Raw genomic sequence first — 20,513 nt, 5'->3', positions numbered from 1 at the left:
TCCGCGGCTTGCCCCTCGCCCTCCGCTCCCGAAGGCCTTCCGACATCCCATGGGCTTGCACCGTGATGCTGCGGCACAGGCACGATGTTGTGCCGGCAACCCGTCTGAGCAACCCAACCACCGATGGTGACAGCGCTTCGGCGCAGTACCAACGCAACTTGTGACCGACCCCGGACCAGACCGACCACCGCCCTATCACCTCACCCCAGAACAGCACGGGAGGGCGCCCAAGCGCCCGACACGAGCGATGGCGACAGCGCCTTGGCGCAAAACCAACGCAACCCGTGACCGACCCCGAACCAGATCAACCACGGCCCTATCACCTCCACCCCAGAACAGCGCGGGAGGGCGCCCTAGGCGCCCGACACGAGGCGGCCGCGTCCAGCGCGCCGCCTCGGCACTGCCGGACAGTAGCGCCACGCCCGAAGGTCGTGCCTTCCTTGGACCACGTTCGCCAGTCGGAGTGACCGGCGCCATACCCGTCAACACGCTCCCGCATCGGGAGCGGACGCCTGCCGGGCCGCGAACCGGCCGGGGCCGGGTCACCGGTTAGTAACCACGTGGACTCCCAAGAGACCCACCAGGACCGGTCCTGGCAGCTAGGCTCGGGGGCGCCCACGGAGGTACTTGTCACAAAGGCTGGCACCGATGGGGCACCTGACCTGGCGGGACAGGACGGACCCGCGAGGTCCGCTCCACGCTGGTGACGAGGAGGCCGACGATGTCGGTACCCAGTTCGCGTCCTACCGGAGGCCATACGACCAGGCCCGGTCCGGCGCGCCCCGGCGGGCCCAGCCGCCCGGTGTCGGCCGCGCGGCCCGACCCGGCTCCGCCGCGCCCGGCGCCCGGCTCCGGTCCCGGCCGCCCGCTCGCGCACCGGCGAAGCCGGCCGTGGCGGTGAGCCCCGGCGTCAGCCCGTTCGCGGGCAAGCCGGCGGACGTCAACGAGCTCGTCGACGTCGATGCTCTGCTGGCCGCCTACCACGACGTCCACCCCGACGCGGCCGACCCCGCCCAGAGGGTGTCCTTCGGGACGTCGGGGCACCGCGGCACGTCGACGAACGGGTCGTTCAACGCCGACCACATCCTGGCGACCACCCAGGCGATCTGTGAGTACCGGGCGGCGGCCGGCATCGACGGGCCGCTGTTCGTCGGGGCCGACACGCATGCCCTGTCCGCCCCGGCGCTGGCGAGCGCGCTGGAGGTGCTCGCGGCCCACGGCGTCGACATCCGGATCGCCCCGGACGGCGAGGCCACGCCGACGCCGGTGATCTCGCACGCGATCCTCACCCACAACCGCTCGGGCCGGCCGGGCCTGGCCGACGGCATCGTCGTCACCCCGTCGCACAACCCGCCGACGGACGGCGGCTTCAAGTACAACCCGCCGCACGGCGGCCCCGCGGACACCGAGGTCACCACCGCGATCCAGAACCGGGCGAACGCGCTGCTGGCCGCGGGCCTGGCCGGGATGAGCCGGCTGCCGTACGAGAAGGCGCGGGCCACGGCGACCGTGCAGGACTATGTGACCGCCTATGTCGACGACCTGGTCGGCGTCGTCGACCTGGACGCGATCCGGGGCGCCGGGGTGCGCGTCGGCGTCGACCCGCTGGGCGGGGCGAGCCTGGTCTACTGGCAGGCGATCGCCGAGCGCTACCAGCTGGACCTGACGGTGGTCAACGACAGGATCGACCCGACGTTCGGCTTCATGACCCGTGACTGGGACGGCAAGATCCGGATGGATCCGTCGTCCCCGTACGCGATGGCCTCGCTGCTGCGCCTCACCGGGGCGACCCCGGCGGACAACCGGTTGGGCTTCGACATCGCGGTCGCCAACGACGCGGACGCCGACCGACACGGCATCGTCACCCCTGGCGCCGGCCTGCTGAACCCGAACCATTACCTCGCGGTCGCGATCTCCTACCTGTTCGCGCACCGCACCGACTGGGCCCCGGCGGCGGCGGTCGGCAAGACGCTGGTCAGCTCGAGCCTGATCGACCGGGTGGCGGCGGGGCTCGGCCGGGATCTCGTCGAGGTGCCGGTCGGGTTCAAGTGGTTCGTACCGGGGCTGACGGACGGAAGCCTCGGCTTCGGCGGTGAGGAGAGCGCTGGCGCGTCGTTCCTGCGGGCCGACGGCACGGTCTGGACGACCGACAAGGACGGGCTCATCCTCTGCCTGCTGGCCGCCGAGATGACCGCGGTCACCGGCCGCGACCCGGGCGCGCTCTACGAGGAGCTGACCGCGAGGTACGGCGCACCCGCCTACCGCCGGGTCGACGCACCCGCCACGGTGGCGCAGAAGGACGTCCTGAAGAAGCTCACCCCCCGCGCGCTCGGCGCGGCGACGCTCGGCGGCCAGCCGGTCGTCGCGACCCTCACGCACGCGCCGGGCAACGAGGCCTCGATCGGCGGCATCAAGGTCGTCGCCGACGACGCCTGGTTCGCCGCCCGCCCGTCCGGCACCGAGGACGTCTACAAGATCTACGCCGAGAGCTTCCGCGGCCCCGCCCACCTGGACTCCGTCCTCGCCGAGGCCCAGACCATGGTCGACGCCGCGCTCGCCCGCGGCTGACGGCGGCTCACCGCGGCAGGCACAGGGAGACAAGGTGGGCGGCCGCATTCTCCCTGACTTGGTCGAGCAGGCACTCGGCAGTCATCGCCGTCGGGCGATACGGGCGACCTCAAGGCTTGGCCAGCAGCTCGATCAGGGCCGCAATGTCGACGCGCTCACGGCTCTTCTCCAGGTCGTGGCGGCGGGCGGGCCAGCGTCGACCGAGGCCTACCGGAAACTGGACACGGCGTGCGCGGATCCGGCCTTCCTGGACCGCCTGGCCCGCCACTGGGTGACCAGTCGCCGCATCCCCGACGATCATTCCGTCACCATTCTCCGGCTTTTGCTCGGCCCGGCGCAGCTGACCATGCACACGCCTTCCATACGGCTGATCAAATGTCTGGACTCCTGGGGTGGTGTAGATCGTGGGCGGGCGGACGGCCTGGTGTTCGGTGGCCGACGCGCCCCGCTGTGGGTGAAGGAGAACGTCGCGAGGAAGGTATGCCGCCATTCCTGGTGGTCGCCACCCGTCGATGCCTCCGTTCTCGAGGATCTCCAGGCCGCGCTCAGCGCGACCGACCATCCCGATCTGCTGACGGCCATGGCCCGTGAGTGGGCGGACAGCCAGGAGGCCACGGGTCTGGCCGACGCGATCCTGGCCAACCCGCACATTCCAGCGGAACCACGCGACGACATCATTCTTGCCGTCCTGCGCGATCGGATGGATCTGGTCGACCGGAGCCGGGCGCAGACGGTCGACATGCTGCTGGACCTGACGGCGAACCGAAACAGGGAACTCGCTGCCAGATGCTCGGCGATGCTTCGTGGGCTTGCCCCGGGCGCGGCACGTGATCGGCTGTGTCACCTGGCCCTCCGGCGAGGCGATGCCCGGCGCATTGTCGACGAACAGGGCTGGTACCCGGACGCGGAGCGGGACCGACTGGTCTTCTTCCTGCTGACGGGCGGGCTGGACCGTGTCATCGAGATGGACCCCGGTGGTCAGCGGCTCCTGGCCGCGTACCACAGTCTCCCCTTCGAGATGCGAACGATGATCGGAGACAGGATCGCCTACCTGCTTCTCTCCGCGGATGGGGACCGTTTCGCCGAGGTGGATCCGGACGGCGAGCTGTTTCTAACCGCCCGCAGCACCTTCCGCTTCGCGAAGCGCCCAACCCTCGACCGGATCGTGGCCCTGTTCCTCGCCGGCGAGCTGACTCGGGTCACCAGGGTCGATCCCGGCGGGGAGCTTCTTCGCGCCGCGTACGTCGGTGCCGATACCGGCCAGCGGAGGAGGATCAGAGAAGCGGTCCGCGATCTCATCCGGCAGACCGGCGAGTACTCCTCGACCGACGGGGGCGACCGGGCCGCGGTCGACCGGCTGCGAGCAGATGTCGCCCGGCGGTTCATCCAGGATTCCGCCGCGCCGCGTCCCAGGCGCCCGTCCGCGCGCGACGACGATCGAGAGATGCCGAACGACGCCTGGTTCGACTCCTGGGTCTCCAACGACCCGGACTTCGGCGACCCGGACCTCGATGGTGGATTCGGCCACCATGACCGTCCGGACCAGCACGGTGGCTCGGGCCACCACGACGGCTCGGACTTCGGCGACCTCGACCGTGGCGGTCCGGACTGACGGGCCGTCGACGCCGCTCTCGCCCACGGCCGGCCCGCTCTCGCCGATGGCCGGCCGTGGAAGCGAGTTCTCAGCCGCGCAGGGACAGGGTGATGTCGCGGTGGGCCCTGGCGAGAGCGTCAGCGGGGGTGGCCTGACCGCGCAGGGCGAGGTTGATGTTGGTGTAGACGGCGCGGCTGATCTCGGGGTAACGCGGAGTGCCGGCTGGCCGGGCGACCGACCGAACGCCACGGGTCACCGAGATCATCGGGCTTTCGTTGACCAGCGACAGGTCCTCGAGCACGGACCGGTTCGCGGGCATCTGGCTATACCTGGACAGCGTCCGTTGCGCCGGCACGCTGGTCATCCAGTCGACGAACGTGCGAACCGCGGCAAGCCGGTGGGTATGCGGGTTGACGAACATGCTCCAGCCTCCGATCGCCGAGAATCCAGGGGCCCGCTGGCCCGCGAACGCGGGTAGCTGGGTCGCGCGGTACTTCTCCGGTTCGGTGTCGAGCGCCGTGTCGGCGGTGTTCCACCCCCGCATGAAGGCGGCCTCGCCATCGTTGAACAGACTGGTGGCCAGCGGTTCCCGCAGCGTGGTCAGATCTGGGTGGGTGAGGCCCTGCTCCACGAGTCCGCACATGAAGCGCAGCGCCCGGGCGCAGGGCGGCGAGTCGATCGTCGAACGGGTGACTCCCGGGTCGACGGTGCTCCCGCCGGCGCTGGCGGCGAACTCGGTCCAAACACAGGTCAGCCCCTCGTAGGCGTCACCCTGCCAGGCGATGCGGTACTCGGCGTGGGCGACGTCGCGCAGCATCCTCGCCGTCTCGGCGAGCTCCTCCCAGGTGGTGGGCGGCGGGCGGCCGACCTGGCCGAGCAGGTCCGGCCGGTAGTAGAGCACCCCGCGGTTGGCAAAGTAGGGCACCGCGTAGATACGCCCCCGGTACCTGGACGCGGCGAGCGCGGCCGGGTCGAACCGGTCCCAGAAGGCCGGCTCGAACTCGTCGTCGAGCGGCATCGCCAGCTGGTCCACGGCGAACTCGGCGGGCCAGATCACATCGCCGAGGTAGACGTCCGGCTCTCCCGTGCCCGACCGCACCAGTTCGATCAGCGCCTGCCGCTTCGCGTCGGTGCTGAACGGCACCAGCCGCAGCTCGACGGTGATCTCCGGATGCGCCTTCTGGAAGGCGCTGATGAGCACCTGTCGCGAGTCGACCAGGTTCTGGTCGTTCGAGCTGGCCGCCCAGCGCACCCGACGGGAGTCCGGGTCGCCGATCGCGCCGCCGTCGTCCCGGAACGCCCGGGACAGCGCCACCCCGCCCGCGACGCCGATCACGACGGTCGCGGCGGCGGCTCGCAGTACGGTCCGCCGGCTGGGCCACCCCCGCCCGCCGCCGGCGCTGGGGTCCGCATCGTCGGGACGAGCCTGGGCGGCGCCGTGGTCGTCCGGCGCCGGGCTGTTGTTGGGTTCGGGTTCGCTCATCGACAGGTCTGCCGATAGTCATCGCTCGGCATGTACTGGGACCATTCCTGCTCGGTCAGTGCCGGCCTGGCCTTACAGATCTCGTCGACGACTCGCTGCGCGTCGATCCACCAGGTCATCAGGTTTCCGTCGTGGTCGGTGGTGATCAGGGAGGAGCCGTCGGCACTGAACGCGACCGCGCTGGCCTCCCGGCCGGACAGCACCGCATACAGCTCGCCGGTGCCGGCGTTCCAGATTCGGACCGATCCGTCGACGCTCGCGCCCGCGACCAGGGCGGCGTCAGGACTGAAGGCGACGGACACGACGGCCTGGTCGGTGCCGGTCAGCGTCCGCACTCCGCGCTGCTGGTAAGGCCCGTCCCGGGAGGGCCGGTCGACCGTCCACAGCCAGACCGTCCCGTCATCCGACCCACTGGCCACCAGGCCGCCGTCGGCGCTGATCGCCAACGACTTCATCGGACCCGGCCCGCGCAGGTCGACCCGATCCTGGTCGGCGCCGGCGAGGTTCCACAGCGTCACCCACCCGTCGTCGCTGGCGCTGACCACGCCGCGTCCGTCAGGCATGAAGCGCACCGCGTTGACGGGATTCTCGTGCCGGTAGATCGGCTCGCCCAGCTGTCCGGTGACCGCGTCTCCGAGATGCACCGTGTTGTCCGTGGCGCCGATGACAACGCGTCCGCCCTCCGGCGCGATATCCACCGCGTTGACGACGAAGTTCACCTCGTCGGCACCGCCGCGCGACGAGTCGTCGGTCAGCACTGTCGGCCGCATCGGGTCGCGTGGGTCGAAGACGGTGACCGCGTCACCCTGCGATGCCACCAGACGAGATCCGTCCTTGCTGAGGGCCATCGCGTGGGCGGCCCAGGGGCCCTCCGCGGTGAGGACGGGGAGGGTGTCGCCGGGCGGTCCGATCGAGGTCAGGTAGGCGGGTGGGTCGAGGTCCCACAACCTGATGGTGCGGTCCGTTCCCGCGGTCGCGACCAGTTGGGATCGTGCCGCCAGCGGGGATCCGGGCCCGGCGGCGGAGCCCGCCACTGAGCCCTCCGCCGCGGCCAGGGCCGACACCGCGACCGAACCGACGGCCGGCGCCCGGTCCCGCGGCGCCGGCCGGGAGACATGCCACAGCCCGGTCGTCCGGTCGGCGCCCGCACCGATCAACGTTCGCCCGTCCGGGCTGAAGGCCAGGCACAGCACGGCCTCGGTCGGCCCGGACAGGGTGGTGAGGCTGGTCTGGGTTCCGACGTCCCAGAGCCGGACCGACCCCTCGTCGCCACCGCTGGCGAGCACGTCGCCGTCCGGGGAGAAGGCGACCGTGTCCACCGGCCCGGTGTGTCCGATGAACGTCGCGACCGCCGCCGGCCGGGCTGGGTCGGACACCCGCCACAGCCGCACCGTCTTGTCATCGCTGCCGACCGCCAACAGGTCCTCCGACGGGGAGAACGCCACGTCGCGGGCCGTGCCAGCCCGTCCGGGCAGCGTCCCGAGCCGCCCTCCCCCGGACCCGCCGGCCGGACCGAAGGCCGACGTCGTTCCCGCCGGTCTCGGAGTCGTCAGCGCCGTGGGATCCCAGAGGGACACGGTGTCATCGGCGCCCGCGGCCGCCAGCGCGGCGCCGTCCCGGCTGAACGCCACGGTGTCCACGGGCCCGGGACCGACCCGGACGACCGCCCGCTGCGTGAGCGTCGGCGTCTCGAGCAGATAGAGGTTCCCGTCCGCGGAGGCCACCGCCAGCAGGCCGCCGCGGGGATCGAACGCCACCTTGTTGACCGCCTCGCCGGATCCGGGACGCCGGTGCACCACGGTTCGGCGCTCGACGTCCCACAGGCTGACCGTGCCGTCCTGCTCCCCCGTGGCGAGCAGCCGGCCGTCCGGGCTGAAGGCCACGGTGTAGACCGGCGTGTCATGGCTCAGCGTCGTCACCGGCGGCCGCCGGGTCGACGTCGTGTCCCACACCCGTACCCCACCGGTGTGGTCGGCGGTGGCCAGCAGGTGCCGGTCGGACGGGGCGAAGGCGAGCGCGTGCACCGGGGCGGCGGACCGGGCGAACGTATCGGCGTAGTAGGTCCCCTGCACGCTGAGCAGGTTGCCGCGGGCCTGCACGGTGGGCGCCATCCGGTAGGCCTCGATGCTGAGCAGCAACGCGACGCGCGGGTCGCTCTGGCGGAGCGTGACCGCTTCCTGGATCAGTCCACGGCTGACCGCGAGCCGTCGCTCACGCATCGCCGACTGGCTCGTCACGGAGGCGACCGCGGCCCCGATCAGTGCCATCACCAGCAACGAGGCCAGGATGGCGATCGCCTGCGCGCGCAGCTGGCGGTCGCGCCGGACGCTCGCCCGGAGGAACTCGACCGCGTCCGCGCTCAGGTCGGTGGTCGCCGCCGCGGACTGGCTGGTGCGACGGGCCCGTCGGCCGGGCCACCGCGCCAGACCCGACGGCGAGCGCATCCGCGGTCCGAGCCCTCCGGGCCGGGCTCCCGGCCGGTCAGGACTCGCCGCGGCGGCCGGGCCGGCCCCGGGGCCGGCGGTGAGGAAGGCACGCAGCTGAGGACGGGTCCACAGCAGCGACCTGGGCCGCCCGGCCTCCCGCCACCGCGTCGCATCACGCTCGATCTCGCGGCGCTGGCGCAGCCCGTCCGCCTCGGATCTGATCCGCTCCGCCAGCGGCGGCCAGGTGGTCACGAACGCCTCGTGCGCGATGCTGAGCTCGATCCGGTCACCTATCACGTCCGTCGTGACCAGCCGGTGAGCGACGAATGGCTCGAGATGCGCCCGCTGGGTCGGGGTGAGGCTGGCCCGATCCACGCGTTCCCGGACCATCAGGCCGCCGCTGTCGAGCGTGACCAGCCGCAGCAGGGTGGTCAGCACCTGGGCCTTGGTGACGCCCGCTGGCTGCGCGGCTCGCGCCAACGCCCGGTCCGCCTGGTGGATGATGGCGTCGCGCACTCCCCCCAGCCGGTGGTACGCGTCCGTGGTGATCTCGCCACCCCGGTCCAGATCCGTGGCCAGTTTCCACAGGATGAAGGCCAGCAGGGGCAGGGCCGTTCCGGTCTCGGTGTCGGAGATCATCTCGGCCAGCAGGCGATTGTCGATCTTGATGCCGGCCTCGCGCGCCGGCCCCTCGATCACCGTCCGCAGCGCGTCGCGGGACAGCGGGTCCAGCGAACGCATGGTCACCGGCAGGTCGCGCAGCGCCGGATCCGACCGCAGCAGTCCGACGTACTCGGACCGGAACGCGCCGACGATCTGCAGGCGCGACCCCAGGGAGCCGGCGACCAGCGCACCGAACCGGGCCCGCCCCTGCTCCGAGGTGCTGACCAGCAGCTCCTCGAACTGGTCGATCGAGATCAGCAGATGGTCACAGGACGGTCTCGCTCGCAGCACCTCGTCGACGAGGTCGAGGAACGACCGTTGGTCGTTCAGGCGTGCTCGCACGTCCTCGCGCCGCCAGCCCAGCCCCAGCACGTCCGACGCCGCGGCGAAGGCGTTCGCCAGCGCACCGACCGGGTCGACACCCGGGGTGAACGCCGGCAGCGCACGCCACCCCTGCCGATCGAGCACCGCCGGCCGGACGCCGGCTTTGAGCAGGGACGACTTTCCGACCCCCGACGGTCCCGAGATGAGCACTATCCGGCCGTCGCCGGCAACCGACGCGGTGAGCAGGCTGAGGACGTGCTGGGTGTCGTCGTCCCGGCCGAAGAAGACCGCCCTGCGGTCGTCCGCGAACGCCTCCAGTCCCGGATACGGATTGCGGCCCGCGGCCCAGCCGCGGCCGCTGCCCAAATCGACCCGGACCAGTTCGTCGACCACAGCCTCGACCGCCCCGTCCGGGTCGGCGGCATAGTCGAGATAGTGCAGCGAGCCCAGCAGCGGGAGTTCGACGTCCTTTTCGGCCTGTAGCGGCAGCACGACCGCGCCACGGGAACGGGCGACGGCCACCTCCGCCAGGCACCAGTTCGACGCCACGGACGAAGAGGTGATCACGGCAACAAGTGCGTCCGCCGCCCGCAGCTCGCGGTAGAGCCGCTTTTCCCATTCCTCGCCGATCCGTATTCCCCGGTCGTGCGCGGTGTCGAGGAAGACGTCATGGCCGGCGGCGACAATCTTTTTGCGAAGCAACTGCCCAACGACGGCGTCCCCGCGTGCGTAGCTAATGAAAACCCTCGCCATCGGGCTCCTCCACACCGGGTCGCGGTATCCCGCGGGCGAGACCATATCGTCCCGCCGACGAGACCGTCTCGCTACCCTCCTGACCTACCCGGACCGGGCATAAGTGTCAGTAGGCCGAGCGTAGGTATCGGCTGGGACGTGCGCCAGAGAGTCTCGGTTCCCAGCGTCGCCGCCGCGCGGTCCGGCGGCGACGCCCTCAGGCCGGCATCCGGAGATAGCCGACCAGGACGCGCTTGAGGTCGGTGGCCGCGTCGCCACGGTCCGCCGGCGGGGCGGCGAGAATACCCGGCATGAGCGCACGCGCGACATGGATGCAGACGTCGGCGGTTCGCCTCCGTTTGACGGGCGTCAGGGCGGGGGCGATCGCGGCGACGACCTCCTCGGCCCGGTCGCACATGCCCTCGTGCAGCGGCGCGACGACGGTGGCCAGGTCCGGCGAGATTTCGGCTCCCGCCAGCAGGGCCTTGGCGCCCGGGCTCCGAGATGGAACGCGACCAGCGCTTCCACCAGCTGGTCGATCATCTCCGAGGTCTCGACGGGACCCGGAACGACGGCGAGCGCGACCATCTACCTGCACGGACGCACCAGGGCCCGCCGCGCCCGCGGCGACAGCGCCACGGCCGCCCGAACCAGCGCAGCCGCCCCCCACCTCCCGTGGGGACCGCGAAGCCGACCCGCGGTGACGACGTGACGCGTCGGCTCCTCGCATGCCGCTGGCTTCGGGCGGCCGGACAGTCCGACCCGAAGCCAGCGGCACGGCGTCGGCTCAGCTGGTGGAGCCGGTGGTCGTGTCCGCGGACGCCGCCCCCGCCTCGGCGGCGGGCGGCGAGCCAGTGCCGGCGTCGCCGCTGCCGGAGGAGCCGGTGGGGCGGGGCGCACCACGGCGGCGCAGGGCGCGGGGCAGGCGGTACAGGAGGTAGAGGACGGCGACGACGAGAATGATCAGCGCGATCACGCCGAGGGCCGAGATGATGTTCTCCAGGCCGGCGACGAAGTCATGCCAGGCGGCGCGCAGCGCGTGCAGGAAGCCGTTCTCCCCCTTCGGCTCGCCGCTCTGGGCGCCCTTCTCGGCGAGGTTGATCGTCAGGGTGGCCAGGTCGCTCTGGTCCGCGAGCACCTTGCGCTGGCCCTCGAGCTGCTCGATCTGGGTCTGCACCCCGTCGATCTGCTGCTGCACCTGGAGGATCTCGCCGACGGTCGTCGCCTTGCCCAGCAGCGTCAGATAGGTGGTCCGCGACGTGCCCAGCGCACTCAGGCGGGCCTCGAGGTCGACGTACTCGGCGGTGACGTCCTTGGAGCTCATGGTCGACGTGAGGACGGTGCCGGCGCCGCCGACGGCGTCCTGCAGCTTGGTGAACGAGCCGGCCGGCACCCGCAGGGTGATGGTCGCGCTCTGCCGGGCGTCGTCGGTCGCCGTCGCGGTGCCGCTGACCTGGCTGTCCGCGAGGTAACCGCCCAACCCGGTGGCCACGTTGGCGATCTTGCGAATCGCCGGCTCGACGGTGCCGGCGGGAACCTCGACGCTCATCGACCCGGTCCACACGATCCGCGGCTCGGCCCCGGCCGGCCGGGCGGCGCCGGAAGCGCCGCCGGGCGTCGGGGCCGGGTCCACGGGCCCGACGACAGACGTTGCGGCGGGGGGTGCGGCGCGTTCGGCGATACCGGAGCCGGCGGAGCCGGCGGCGCTGTCGGCGACCCCGTTCCCCGCGGCGACGTCGGGCTTGATGGCGGCGGGAGCCGGCAGGCTGTAGCTCGGCGTGCTGCCACCACCATCGCCCGCCGTACCCAACCCAACGATGATCATTATCGCGATAGCCAGGATCACCCCGCCGACGACGGCGCCGCGCCGGGTGACCCTCAGCTGGCGCCCACCTCCGAGCGGGATCCGCGTTCCCCGGGTGTCGTCCTGATGCCTGGCCGCGAGCGCGGCGCGGGCCGCGAGCCACCCGGCCCGCAGTGCCCCGTCACCGGGCCGCGCGGCCGGCGGAGCCGACGACGGCGGCCGTACTCCGCCCGGTGCGGCGGCACTGGCGGCGCTCGCAGCCGGTCTGGCGGCGGCCAGAGTCCCGCCGGGCCTCGGTGTCGGCGCCTCCCTCGCTAGCGTCGCCGTGGCACCCGCCGCCGTGCCCGCGCTCCCGCCGGGCTCCGGCTCTACCCGGTCGTCCAGCCCCTCGTCCGACGCCATGGCCGCCCTCCGATCCGTGCCTCGCGGCACCTCGAAGGCATTGGACGCGTCCCGCCCGCAATCGGTTTCACCCACGCGGCGTGCTCCGGAGTGTCGGGTGGCCGACCGTTCTCACGCATCGACCAGTCGCAGCCGGAGGGTTGGCGATAGCGTCACGGATCGTGTCGGACGTCGGGCGGCCCTGGCGGGTCTTTCTCAGCCACACCGGGGACATGCGGCACTGGCCGGCGACGCGGTCGTGGGTCGCGGCCGCCGAGGACGCGGTGAAGCGGCTGCGGCACGCGCCCGTCGACATGCTGTACTTCACCGCCGACGACCGGCCACCCGCCGACCTGTGCACCTCGCTGGTCGCCGGCTGCGACCTGTACGTCGGGATCATCGGCCTCCGCTACGGCTCACCGGTCCGGGACGACCCCGACCGGTCCTACACGGAGCTGGAGTTCGACACTGCCACCGAGCTCGGCAAGCGTCGGCTCGTGTTCCTCGTAGACCCGGCCGCGCTCGTCGGCGCGCCGACCGCGGATGTCGACGCGGCCGGGGCGGCCGCCGACCCGTGGGCCGACCGGCAGGAGCGATTCCGCCGCCGGCTGCTCGACTCCGGCCTCACCGCCCCGGCGGTCGCCACACCGGCAAACCTGGAGACGGCGCTCGTGCAGGCGATCGCGCAGCTCATGCTCGCCGACGCCGTTGACGCGCGCATGGCGGCCGCGGACGCCGCAGGGAGGTCGGCGCACGCGACGCGGCGCGTGCCCCGGCAGCTTCCGCCGGAGGCGGCCGCGTTCACCGACCGGGTACGTCATTTCGAGCGGCTCGCCGCGCACCTCGAGCGACCGGACAGGAACCGGGCCTTCGTCGGCCTCGTCGGCGGCCCGGCCGGCGTGGGCAAGACCAGTTTCGCGGTACACGTCGCGCACCGCGTCCGTGACCGCTTCCCCGACGGCCAGCTCTACGTCGACCTGCGCGGCTACAGTCCGCTGCCGGCGCTGCGGCCCGAGGAGGCGCTCGACGGCTTCGTCCGGGCGCTCGGCCTCGAACCGGAGCAGGTCCCGACCGACCTCGCGGGCCTGGTGCAGGCCTACAGGACGCTGTTGGACAACCGACGAGCACTGTTGATCATCGACAACGCGTTGACCAGCGAGCAGGTCCGGCCATTGCTGCCGCCGCCCGGCAGCGCCGCGATCGTGACGACCCGGGGCCCGCTGTCCGGGCTGGTTGTCCAGGACGGCGCGCTGCGGATGGTCCTGGAGCCGCTGGAGCCGGTGCACGCCGAGACCCTGCTGCGCGCGCTGGCCGCCGGCGCGGCGGGCGACCCGTTTTTCGACCCGGAGGCTGGCGGCGGGCGCGCCGCCAGCCCGGGTGACAGCTCCCCGGCCGAGGATCCCGTCGCCGAGCTCGCGCGCCAGTGCGGCTACCTGCCGCTGGCGTTGCGGATCGCCGCCGAACAGGCCGTCCTGACCGGCCTCAGCCTCGCCGACCTTGTCGACGAGCTCGCGAGCGAACGAGGCCGCCTCGACGTCCTCACCGGCATCGATGACGACCCTGGGACGCAGGTACGGACCGTCTTCTACTGGTCCTACCGCAACCTTCCCAACGACCAGCGCCGCGCGTTCCGGCTGCTCGCCGCGCACCCGGGCTCTGGCGTGTCCGTGCCCGCCGCGGCGGCGCTGCTCGGCCAGTCGCCGGCCGCCACCGCCCGCGTCCTGGACACCCTGGTTGCCTTCAACATGCTCGAGCGACCCGCCAGAGGGCGCTACCGGTTCCACGACCTGATCGGCGCGTACGCGGCCGAGCGGCTGGAGGAGGACGAGCCGGAGGCCGACCGGGCCGCGGCGCTCGACCGCCTCCTCGACTGGTACCTGCACGCCGCGGACGCCGCCGACCGGATCATCGCGCCGCTTCGCCGGCACGTCCCCCTGGGTGACCCGGCGGCGGGCACGCCGCCGGTCCGCCTCGGCGGCAACCAGGACGCTGTGCGCTGGTACGACGAGGAGCGGCACAACATCGCCGCGCTGGTCCGCCTCGCCGCGTCCACCGGCCGGCACGAGACGGCCTGGAAGCTGGCGCTCGCACCGGTGCCCTACCTCACCCTGCGCCATCACTACACGGACTGGCTCCAGGCGGTCGAGCTGGGCGCTGCGGCGGCCGAGGCCGCCGGCGACGCCTCCGCGCGAGCGTGGTGCGTGATGAGCGTCGGCGGGGCTTCCATGACGCTGGGCCGGCCGGACCCGGCGTACGCCGCGCACCAGACGTCCGTGCGGCTGAACCGCGAGATCGGCGACCGCGTGGGCGAGGGCATGGCGCTGAGCAACCTAGGCGAGACCGCGTACCTCCTCGGCCGGCTCGACGAGGCCCTTGACGTCGGGCATCAGGCGTTGGCGATCTGGCGCGAGCTGGACGACCCGCGCGACCTGGCGATCACGCTTCGCGACGTCATCGCGCCCGTTCACCTCGCCCGTGGCGAGCACGAGGAGGCGCTGCGGATCTACCAGGAGGCGCTCGAGACAAGCCGCGGCCTCGACAAGCTGACCGAAGGACTGGTTCTGCACGACCTGGGGCGCACGTACCAGGCGATGGGCAACCAGCAGGAGGCCTTCGCCTCGTACGACAGCGCGGCCCGGACCCGGCGCGCCAGCGGCGACCTGGTGGGCGAGGCGGACAGCCTGCGAGGGCTCGCCTCGGCCCAGCTTGCCCTGGGCGACGCGGCCGGGGCCCAGGGCGCGCTGCTGCAGGCGCTGGCGATCCTCGTCGAGCAGGGGCGCGACCAGCCCGCCGACGAGGTCCGCGCCGCCCTGCGCGGCCTCGGTTTCGACCCGGACGCGTCCGATCCCGCGCATGGGGACAACGGTTCTCCGTAATAGCGCCCAGGACGACTCGGCGGATGAGATGGTGAAAGCAGCATTCCCGCCGACGCGCCACAAAGGCGCCCGGCTTCTTAGGGGGCAGCTGATGGACCGCAACCACGACTCGCTGAACCGCGCCAGCCGGACCGACTCCGTCGACGACCAGGCACCGGTCTCGCCGGATTTTGACTCACCCGCCGACCGGACCGCGCTCAGCCTCGCCCTCACCCGGCGGGGACGGGACACGGCGGACGCCACGGCGACGTCGGTGTGGAACTCCGGGCCGAGGTTCTAGCCGGGTTCTCGCGCGAATCCACGCGGCACACGCATGACGGCCACGCCGAGGCAACCGGACCAGCAGAGCGGGCAGCTGGCGAGCCAGGCGCCACGGCCCATACAGGAATACATCGTCAAGGTTGCCTCGCGGTGCAACCTGGACTGCGAATACTGCTACATCTACCACCTGGCGGACCAGTCCTGGCGGCGCCAGCCACGGTTCATGTCGCCCGCGACGGTCGTCGCCCTGGCCGACCGGCTCGCCGAGCACGCTCGAGCGCACGATCTGGCCTCGATGCGAATCTGGCTACAGGGCGGTGAGCCGCTGCTCGCCGGGCCGGACCGGCTGCGGCAGCTCGTCGACACAGTGCGGGCCCGTCTCGCGCCTACGACTCTCGCCGTCGCGGTCCAGACGAACGGAGTGCTCCTCGACGAGGCAACAGCCCGATTTCTGGTCGACGCGGACATTCACGTCGGTATCAGCCTGGACGGGGACCAAGCCGCCAACGACCTGCGACGGCTTTTCCCCGACGGCCGATCCAGCTATGACGCCGCCCGCGCAGCGATCGAGGTGATGCTCCGGCCGGAGTTCCGGTCGCATCTGCTCGGGGTGCTGTGCACCATCCAGCTCGACGCCGCGCCCGAGCAGGTCTGGGAGGGCCTGCTCGGCCTCGGCGTGCCCGCCGTCGACTTCCTGCTTCCGCACGGCACCTGGGAGCATCCCCCACGGGGGGTCCGCCCCGGACGCCCGCCCGGCGGCGCCGACACTCCCTACGCCGACTGGCTGATCGGGCTGTTCGACCGGTGGTTCGACGCCCCCGTCCAGCCCGTCAGCGTGCGCATCTTCGAGGACCTGCTGCACCTCCTGCTCGGGGGCGCCGGCGGCTTCGAGGCCTTCGGCCTTGCCCCGGTCGCCCTCGCGGTCGTGGAGACCGACGGGTCCTACGAGCAGATCGACCCTCTCAAGGCCGTCGGCGAGGGCGCCACGGCCACAGGGCTGAACATCTTCGACGACCGCGTGGACGACCTGCTTGCGCTGCCGGGAATCCTGGAGCGCCAGCGCGGCCTAGCCGCCCTGGCGGCGGAATGCCGCCGCTGCGAGCTGGTAGCGGTCTGCGGCGGCGGCTACTACCCGCACCGCCACCGCGCGGGCAGTGAGTTCACCAACCCGTCCGTCTACTGCGCCGACCTCTACGCCCTGATCAGCCACATCCAGCGACGCGCGGCGGACGCGCTGGCCCGGCGTGGCACCACGTTGGCTGCCGTTCGCGCCGTCTGACGACGGGCCGGCCGCGCCTGGTCAGGTCGGTAGGAGACGTCCGATGAAGGCTTCGAGCTGTTCGACGTTTCGGCATTCGACCATCTCGTCGACGATGTCGGAGTAGGCCGTCGTGGCGGAGTCGCCGGAGCCCCAGTAGGAGCGGGGCTCGGGGTTGAGCCAGTAGGCGTGCCGGGCCTGCTGGCAGAGACGCCTGAACGGGACGGCGGCGGTGGCCCGGTAGTTGTTGCGGGCGTCGCCAAGGATCAGGAGCGACGTCTTCGGGCCGACGGCGTCGGGGAACTTCTCAGCGAACACCTCGAAGGCATGGCCGTAGTCGCTGTGGCCGTCGAACCAGACCAGGTCCGCCTCCTTGGCGATCCTGGCCATCATGTCGCCGAGGTCGACGCCGCGAAGGAAACGGGTGATCTCGTCGGTGGTGTCGATGAAACCGAACGCGCGCACCTTCGAGAACTGCTCGCGCAGCGCGTGGGTGAGCATCAGGGTGAAGTGCGCGAACGACGCGACCGAGCCGGAGACGTCGCAGAGCACAACCAGCTCGGGCTTGTGCGGCTTGTGCGGGCGGTGCTTCGTCTCCAGGGGGACGCCGCCGGTGGCGAGCGAGGCGCGCACGGTGCGGCGGAAGTCGAGCCGGCCGCTCCGGCCGAGGCGGCGCTTGGCCGTCAGCCGGGTCGCGAGCCGGCGCGCCAGCGGGTAGACCTGCCGGCGCAGCTCGACGAGGTCCTGGTGGGAGGCCCGCAGGAACTCGACCTGGTCTGTGAGCGGCTTGACCGCGGTGCGCTCGGTCGCTTCCAGGCCGCGCTCCTCGGCCATCCGGCGGCGGATCTCGCTCTGGACCATCTCCTCGAAGGAGCGGATCCGGTCGGTGATGGTCTGCCGGGCGATCCGCTCGGCGAGGCCGCCCTTGTCCTGGGGGCCGAGCATCGCGGCGAGCAGCGCCGCGATCAGCGTGTCCGGCGACATCGCGCGCAGGACCCGGAACACGAACCACGACTTGCCGTTCTGCCCGCCGGCAGGTGCGGAGCCGAAGTTGGAGACCGCCTGGCGGGCGAGCTCGCGCAGCGCGTCGTCGTCGCCGTCGAGCAGCGCCTGCTGAAGCCGGTCGCGCAGCGCCTTGCGCAGCGCGTCCAGCTCCTCAGGGGTGAGGTCGCGCGGCTCGTCGCTCGGGTCGCCCTCGCCCAGGCCAGGCACCCCGTCCGCCCCGCCGGCCACCCCGTCGCCGATCCGCGGCGGGAAGTACAGGTCGAACAGGGTGTCGAAGGCGTTGCGGTAGAGCGGGCGCTTGCACATCGTGGTGGCGAACGCCGCCCGGACAGCCTCCCGGTCGAGCCAGCCGACCGCGCCGACGGCGCGCGACGCGTCGACGGTCTCCGCGGTACTCACCGGCACACCGGCGCGCCGCAGCGCCGCGGTGAAGTCGACGATGCGATCTACCAGGTTCATCGCGTGCCCCTCACTGCTCGCGGGAACGCGGGCCGGTCAGTTGGCGCCGAGCTTGAGCTGGCTGATGGCGCGGGCCTGGTCGCTCGCGTGCTTGAGGACGACGCCGAGAGTGCTCTTGACCTCTTCCTCGTTGAGCGAGTCGAAGCCGAGGGCGAGCACGGTCTGGCCCCAGTCGATGGTCTCCGCGATCGACGGCGCCTTCTTCAGTTCCATCGCCCGCAGCGCGCGGACCGTGCGGACCAGCCCCTCGGCAAGCTGCTCGGGCAGCTCTGGCACCCGGGCGAGCAGGATCTCCTTCTCCCGGGCCGCCGACGGGTAGTCAAGGTTGAGGTAGAGGCAGCGTCGCTTGAGCGCCTCGGACAGCTCACGGGTCGCGTTCGATGTCAGGACGACGAACGGCCGGCGCGTTGCCTGGATCGTGCCGAGCTCAGGGATCGTCACCTGGAAGTCGGAGAGCACCTCCAGCAGCAGGCCCTCGACCTCGACGTCGGCCTTGTCTGTCTCGTCGATCAGCAGGACGGTCGGCTCATCGCGGCGGATCGCGGACAGCAGCGGCCGCGCGAGCAGGAACTCCTCGCTGAAGATGTCGTCATGGGTCGATCGCCAGTCGGCGTCCGCGGAGCCCTCGCCGGAGCCGGCCTGGATACGCAGCAGCTGCTTCTTGTAGTTCCATTCGTAGAGCGCGCGCGCCTCGTCGAGCCCCTCATAGCACTGCAGGCGGATCAGCTCCGCGCCGACCGACGCCGCCAGTGCCTTGGCGAGCTCGGTCTTGCCGGTGCCCGCCGGTCCCTCGACGAGCAAGGGCTTGCGCAGCCGGTCGGCGAGAAAGACCGTGGTGGCGATCGCCTCGTCGGCGAGGTAGCCTGTCTCCCTCAGGCGGCCGCGCACGTCCGCGACATCGGCGAAGGCGTGTTCCTGCAACGACATGGGACTTTTCCCCGCTCTACGTCCGCTTGATCCCCTCGGATCCGTTATCCGTCAGACCCATATTGCCAGTGCGTACGGCCAGATACCTGGACTGCTACGAGTCCGGATGGTTGGGGTGCGGACGGTTATGTTTCGGATGGGTAACGATCGGCCAGTCGAGGCTGAGTCATCACGACAGGTCGTCCGTCGCACGCAGGCGGTGGGCCAGCGCGATCACGATCTCCTGCTCGGGTTCGAGGGCGGCCACCGCGGCAAGGCCGTCGCACAGGGCCGTGACGCCGTCGGGACCGAGGCTGGCCCGTAGCCGGTCCAGGTCGGCGGCCCGGGACCGAAGCACGTGGGCGATGGCGTTCTCGGCACGCTGGGTCAACGCGAGCAGGGTCCGTCGCCGATCGGCCGAGTCAGTCGATCGGTTGAGGTAGCCGGCCGCGGTGAGGGTGTCAACGGTGCGGCTGACCGCCTGCTTGGTGACCGAGAAGAGCATGGCCAACTCGCCGACGGACGCCACGCCCTCCTTGATGAGCCGCAGAAGCTGTAGATCCGCCAGGCGAAGGTCACCGTGGCCAGCCGCGGCGAGTGCTGCCGCGGTGCGGGCCTGCCAGACCTGGTGGGCGGACGAGAGCCGCAGCCCAAGATCCGGCCCGCTGGATGATTCTCCGTTGGATCCCACCACCCCAGCGTAATAGACACCTACCGTTGACTATCAACCCTAGTTGACTACTCTGCCGGAATGACACGCATTGCGGTCGCCTCGATCGTCCGGGCGGGTACGGTGAGCCGAGGCAGCGGGCCTCGGCGACGGGTAGGCGCGGCCTTCGCGATGGCGGCGCTCGCGGCGGTGGTCGCCGTCGGCTGCGCCAGTACCCCCGAGGGGGCGACGCCGGTTGCCGGCTCCGCGACGGCGGGCTGCGCACCCACCCGCCCGGCGCCATCCGTCGCCGGGACACAGGTGTTCCGTTACGACGGGGTCGATCGTCCTTACCTGTTGGCGCTACCGGACGGCTACCGGGGCACGGCGGCCAGTCCACTGGTGTTCGACTTCCACGGATTCGGCGGCAGTGTGCGCGACCAGGAAGCGAGCACGCTGATGGCGGCCACCGGTACCGCGCGTGGATACATCGTGGTCACCCCCGCCGCTCTCGGCGATCCGCCCAAGTGGAACATCCTCGGGACTGCCGGCGCCGCCGACGACTACGGCTTCGCGCACGCGCTGCTGACCGATCTGACCTCGCGGCTGTGCGTCGACCCGGACCGGATCTACGCCGCCGGCCACTCAAACGGTGGCGCCTTCGCCGGGCTGCTCGCCTGCCGCGCGCCATTCCCCTTCGCGGCGGTCGCGCTGGTGTCGGGCACTCCGCCATCGACCTGCCCAGCCGCCGCCATCGCCGCCGGCTCCGCGCCGGCCGTGCTCTCCATCAACGGGACGGCGGACACGACGGCGTCCTACGCCGACAACGTCAACCGGCTGGACACCTTCGTCCAGAGCTACGGCTGTCACCCGGCCTCCACGCTGACGACCCTGATGGCCGGGGTCACCCAGCGACGCGATCTCGGCTGCGCCGCCGTGGGCGCCGAGGGCCGCGACGTCGAGGTGGACCTGGTGACGGTGGATGGCGGCACGCATGTCTGGCCGGGCGGCCCGGCGGCGTCCAGTGACCGTCCGTCGGCGGTGGGGAACTCGACGGCCGGCCAGACCTTCCCGGCGACCCAGGCCGTGCTCGACTTCTTCGACCGCCACCGCCGGTGACCAGA

General features: G+C 71.9%; 13 protein-coding genes. 6 read left to right on the top strand and 7 right to left on the bottom strand.

Annotated elements, in window-relative coordinates; all coding sequences use genetic code 11:
* The first annotated feature begins 891 nt into the window (after positions 1–891).
* Both pgm and QOZ89_RS38240 read left to right on the top strand, forming a co-directional pair.
* Positions 892–2,568: a phosphoglucomutase (alpha-D-glucose-1,6-bisphosphate-dependent) gene (gene pgm / locus QOZ89_RS38245; protein ID WP_071048375.1), complete on the top strand. Its 1,677-nt coding sequence runs from the start codon at positions 892–894 to the stop codon at positions 2,566–2,568.
* A 34-nt stretch (positions 2,569–2,602) separates the two neighbouring features.
* Positions 2,603–4,180, top strand: a complete 1,578-nt coding sequence (locus QOZ89_RS38240; protein ID WP_131803931.1) for a hypothetical protein — start codon at positions 2,603–2,605, stop codon at positions 4,178–4,180.
* 70 nt (positions 4,181–4,250) lie between these two features.
* Here the strand turns inward: QOZ89_RS38240 and QOZ89_RS38235 are convergent, their stop codons facing one another.
* The 4 genes from QOZ89_RS38235 to QOZ89_RS38220 form a co-directional block, all read right to left on the bottom strand.
* A complete protein-coding gene (locus tag QOZ89_RS38235; RefSeq protein WP_071048361.1) occupies positions 4,251–5,645 on the bottom strand; it encodes an extracellular solute-binding protein in 1,395 nt (464 codons plus the stop codon).
* Entirely contained in the window at positions 5,642–9,811 is a 4,170-nt protein-coding gene (locus QOZ89_RS38230) for an nSTAND1 domain-containing NTPase (RefSeq protein WP_312628910.1), read from the bottom strand. The genes QOZ89_RS38235 and QOZ89_RS38230 overlap by 4 nt, the downstream gene beginning before the upstream one ends.
* Before the next feature lie 196 nt (positions 9,812–10,007).
* Positions 10,008–10,520, bottom strand: a complete 513-nt coding sequence (locus QOZ89_RS38225) for a hypothetical protein (RefSeq protein ID WP_241841657.1) — start codon at positions 10,518–10,520, stop codon at positions 10,008–10,010.
* A 57-nt stretch (positions 10,521–10,577) separates the two neighbouring features.
* The gene (locus tag QOZ89_RS38220; protein ID WP_312628908.1) at positions 10,578–11,996 is read right to left on the bottom strand and encodes a DUF4349 domain-containing protein; all 1,419 of its coding nucleotides are present in this window, start codon (positions 11,994–11,996) and stop codon (positions 10,578–10,580) included.
* 161 nt (positions 11,997–12,157) lie between these two features.
* On the opposite strand from QOZ89_RS38220, the gene QOZ89_RS38215 reads away from it, so the two are divergent.
* The 3 genes from QOZ89_RS38215 to QOZ89_RS38205 all read left to right on the top strand — a co-directional run bounded on the left by QOZ89_RS38215 (position 12,158) and on the right by QOZ89_RS38205 (position 16,391).
* A complete protein-coding gene (locus QOZ89_RS38215; protein WP_312628906.1) occupies positions 12,158–14,851 on the top strand; it encodes a tetratricopeptide repeat protein in 2,694 nt (897 codons plus the stop codon).
* Between the two features lie 91 nt (positions 14,852–14,942).
* Complete coding sequence (locus QOZ89_RS38210) at positions 14,943–15,131, top strand: hypothetical protein (RefSeq protein ID WP_312628904.1); 189 nt, start codon at positions 14,943–14,945, stop codon at positions 15,129–15,131.
* Between the two features lie 33 nt (positions 15,132–15,164).
* Positions 15,165–16,391, top strand: coding sequence for an FxsB family cyclophane-forming radical SAM/SPASM peptide maturase (locus QOZ89_RS38205; RefSeq protein ID WP_312628902.1), 1,227 nt, complete (start codon positions 15,165–15,167; stop codon positions 16,389–16,391).
* Positions 16,392–16,412: 21 nt separating this feature from the next.
* Here QOZ89_RS38205 and QOZ89_RS38200 read toward each other — a convergent pair whose 3' ends face one another.
* From QOZ89_RS38200 to QOZ89_RS38190, 3 genes are all read right to left on the bottom strand, one after another.
* Positions 16,413–17,834 (bottom strand): vWA domain-containing protein, encoded by a 1,422-nt coding sequence (locus QOZ89_RS38200; RefSeq protein ID WP_071048367.1) that lies wholly within the window; start codon positions 17,832–17,834, stop codon positions 16,413–16,415.
* A gap of 36 nt (positions 17,835–17,870) precedes the next feature.
* Positions 17,871–18,761 carry an AAA family ATPase gene (locus tag QOZ89_RS38195; protein WP_071048368.1) on the bottom strand — a complete coding sequence of 297 codons (891 nt, stop codon included), beginning with the start codon at positions 18,759–18,761 and terminating at the stop codon, positions 17,871–17,873.
* Positions 18,762–18,930: 169 nt separating this feature from the next.
* Entirely contained in the window at positions 18,931–19,431 is a 501-nt protein-coding gene (locus QOZ89_RS38190) for a MarR family winged helix-turn-helix transcriptional regulator (protein ID WP_083418498.1), read from the bottom strand.
* 60 nt (positions 19,432–19,491) lie between these two features.
* Between QOZ89_RS38190 and QOZ89_RS38185 the strand changes: the two genes are divergently transcribed.
* Positions 19,492–20,508, top strand: a complete 1,017-nt coding sequence (locus QOZ89_RS38185) for a CE1 family esterase (protein WP_241841658.1) — start codon at positions 19,492–19,494, stop codon at positions 20,506–20,508.
* Positions 20,509–20,513 lie beyond the last annotated feature (5 nt).

Origin of the sequence: Pseudofrankia coriaricola (assembly GCF_032027725.1) — a bacterium.
Taxonomy (GTDB): domain Bacteria; phylum Actinomycetota; class Actinomycetes; order Frankiales; family Frankiaceae; genus Pseudofrankia.
The sequence above is the reverse complement of the archived record's forward strand: the minus strand, read 5'-3'. Positions and strand labels throughout refer to the sequence as shown.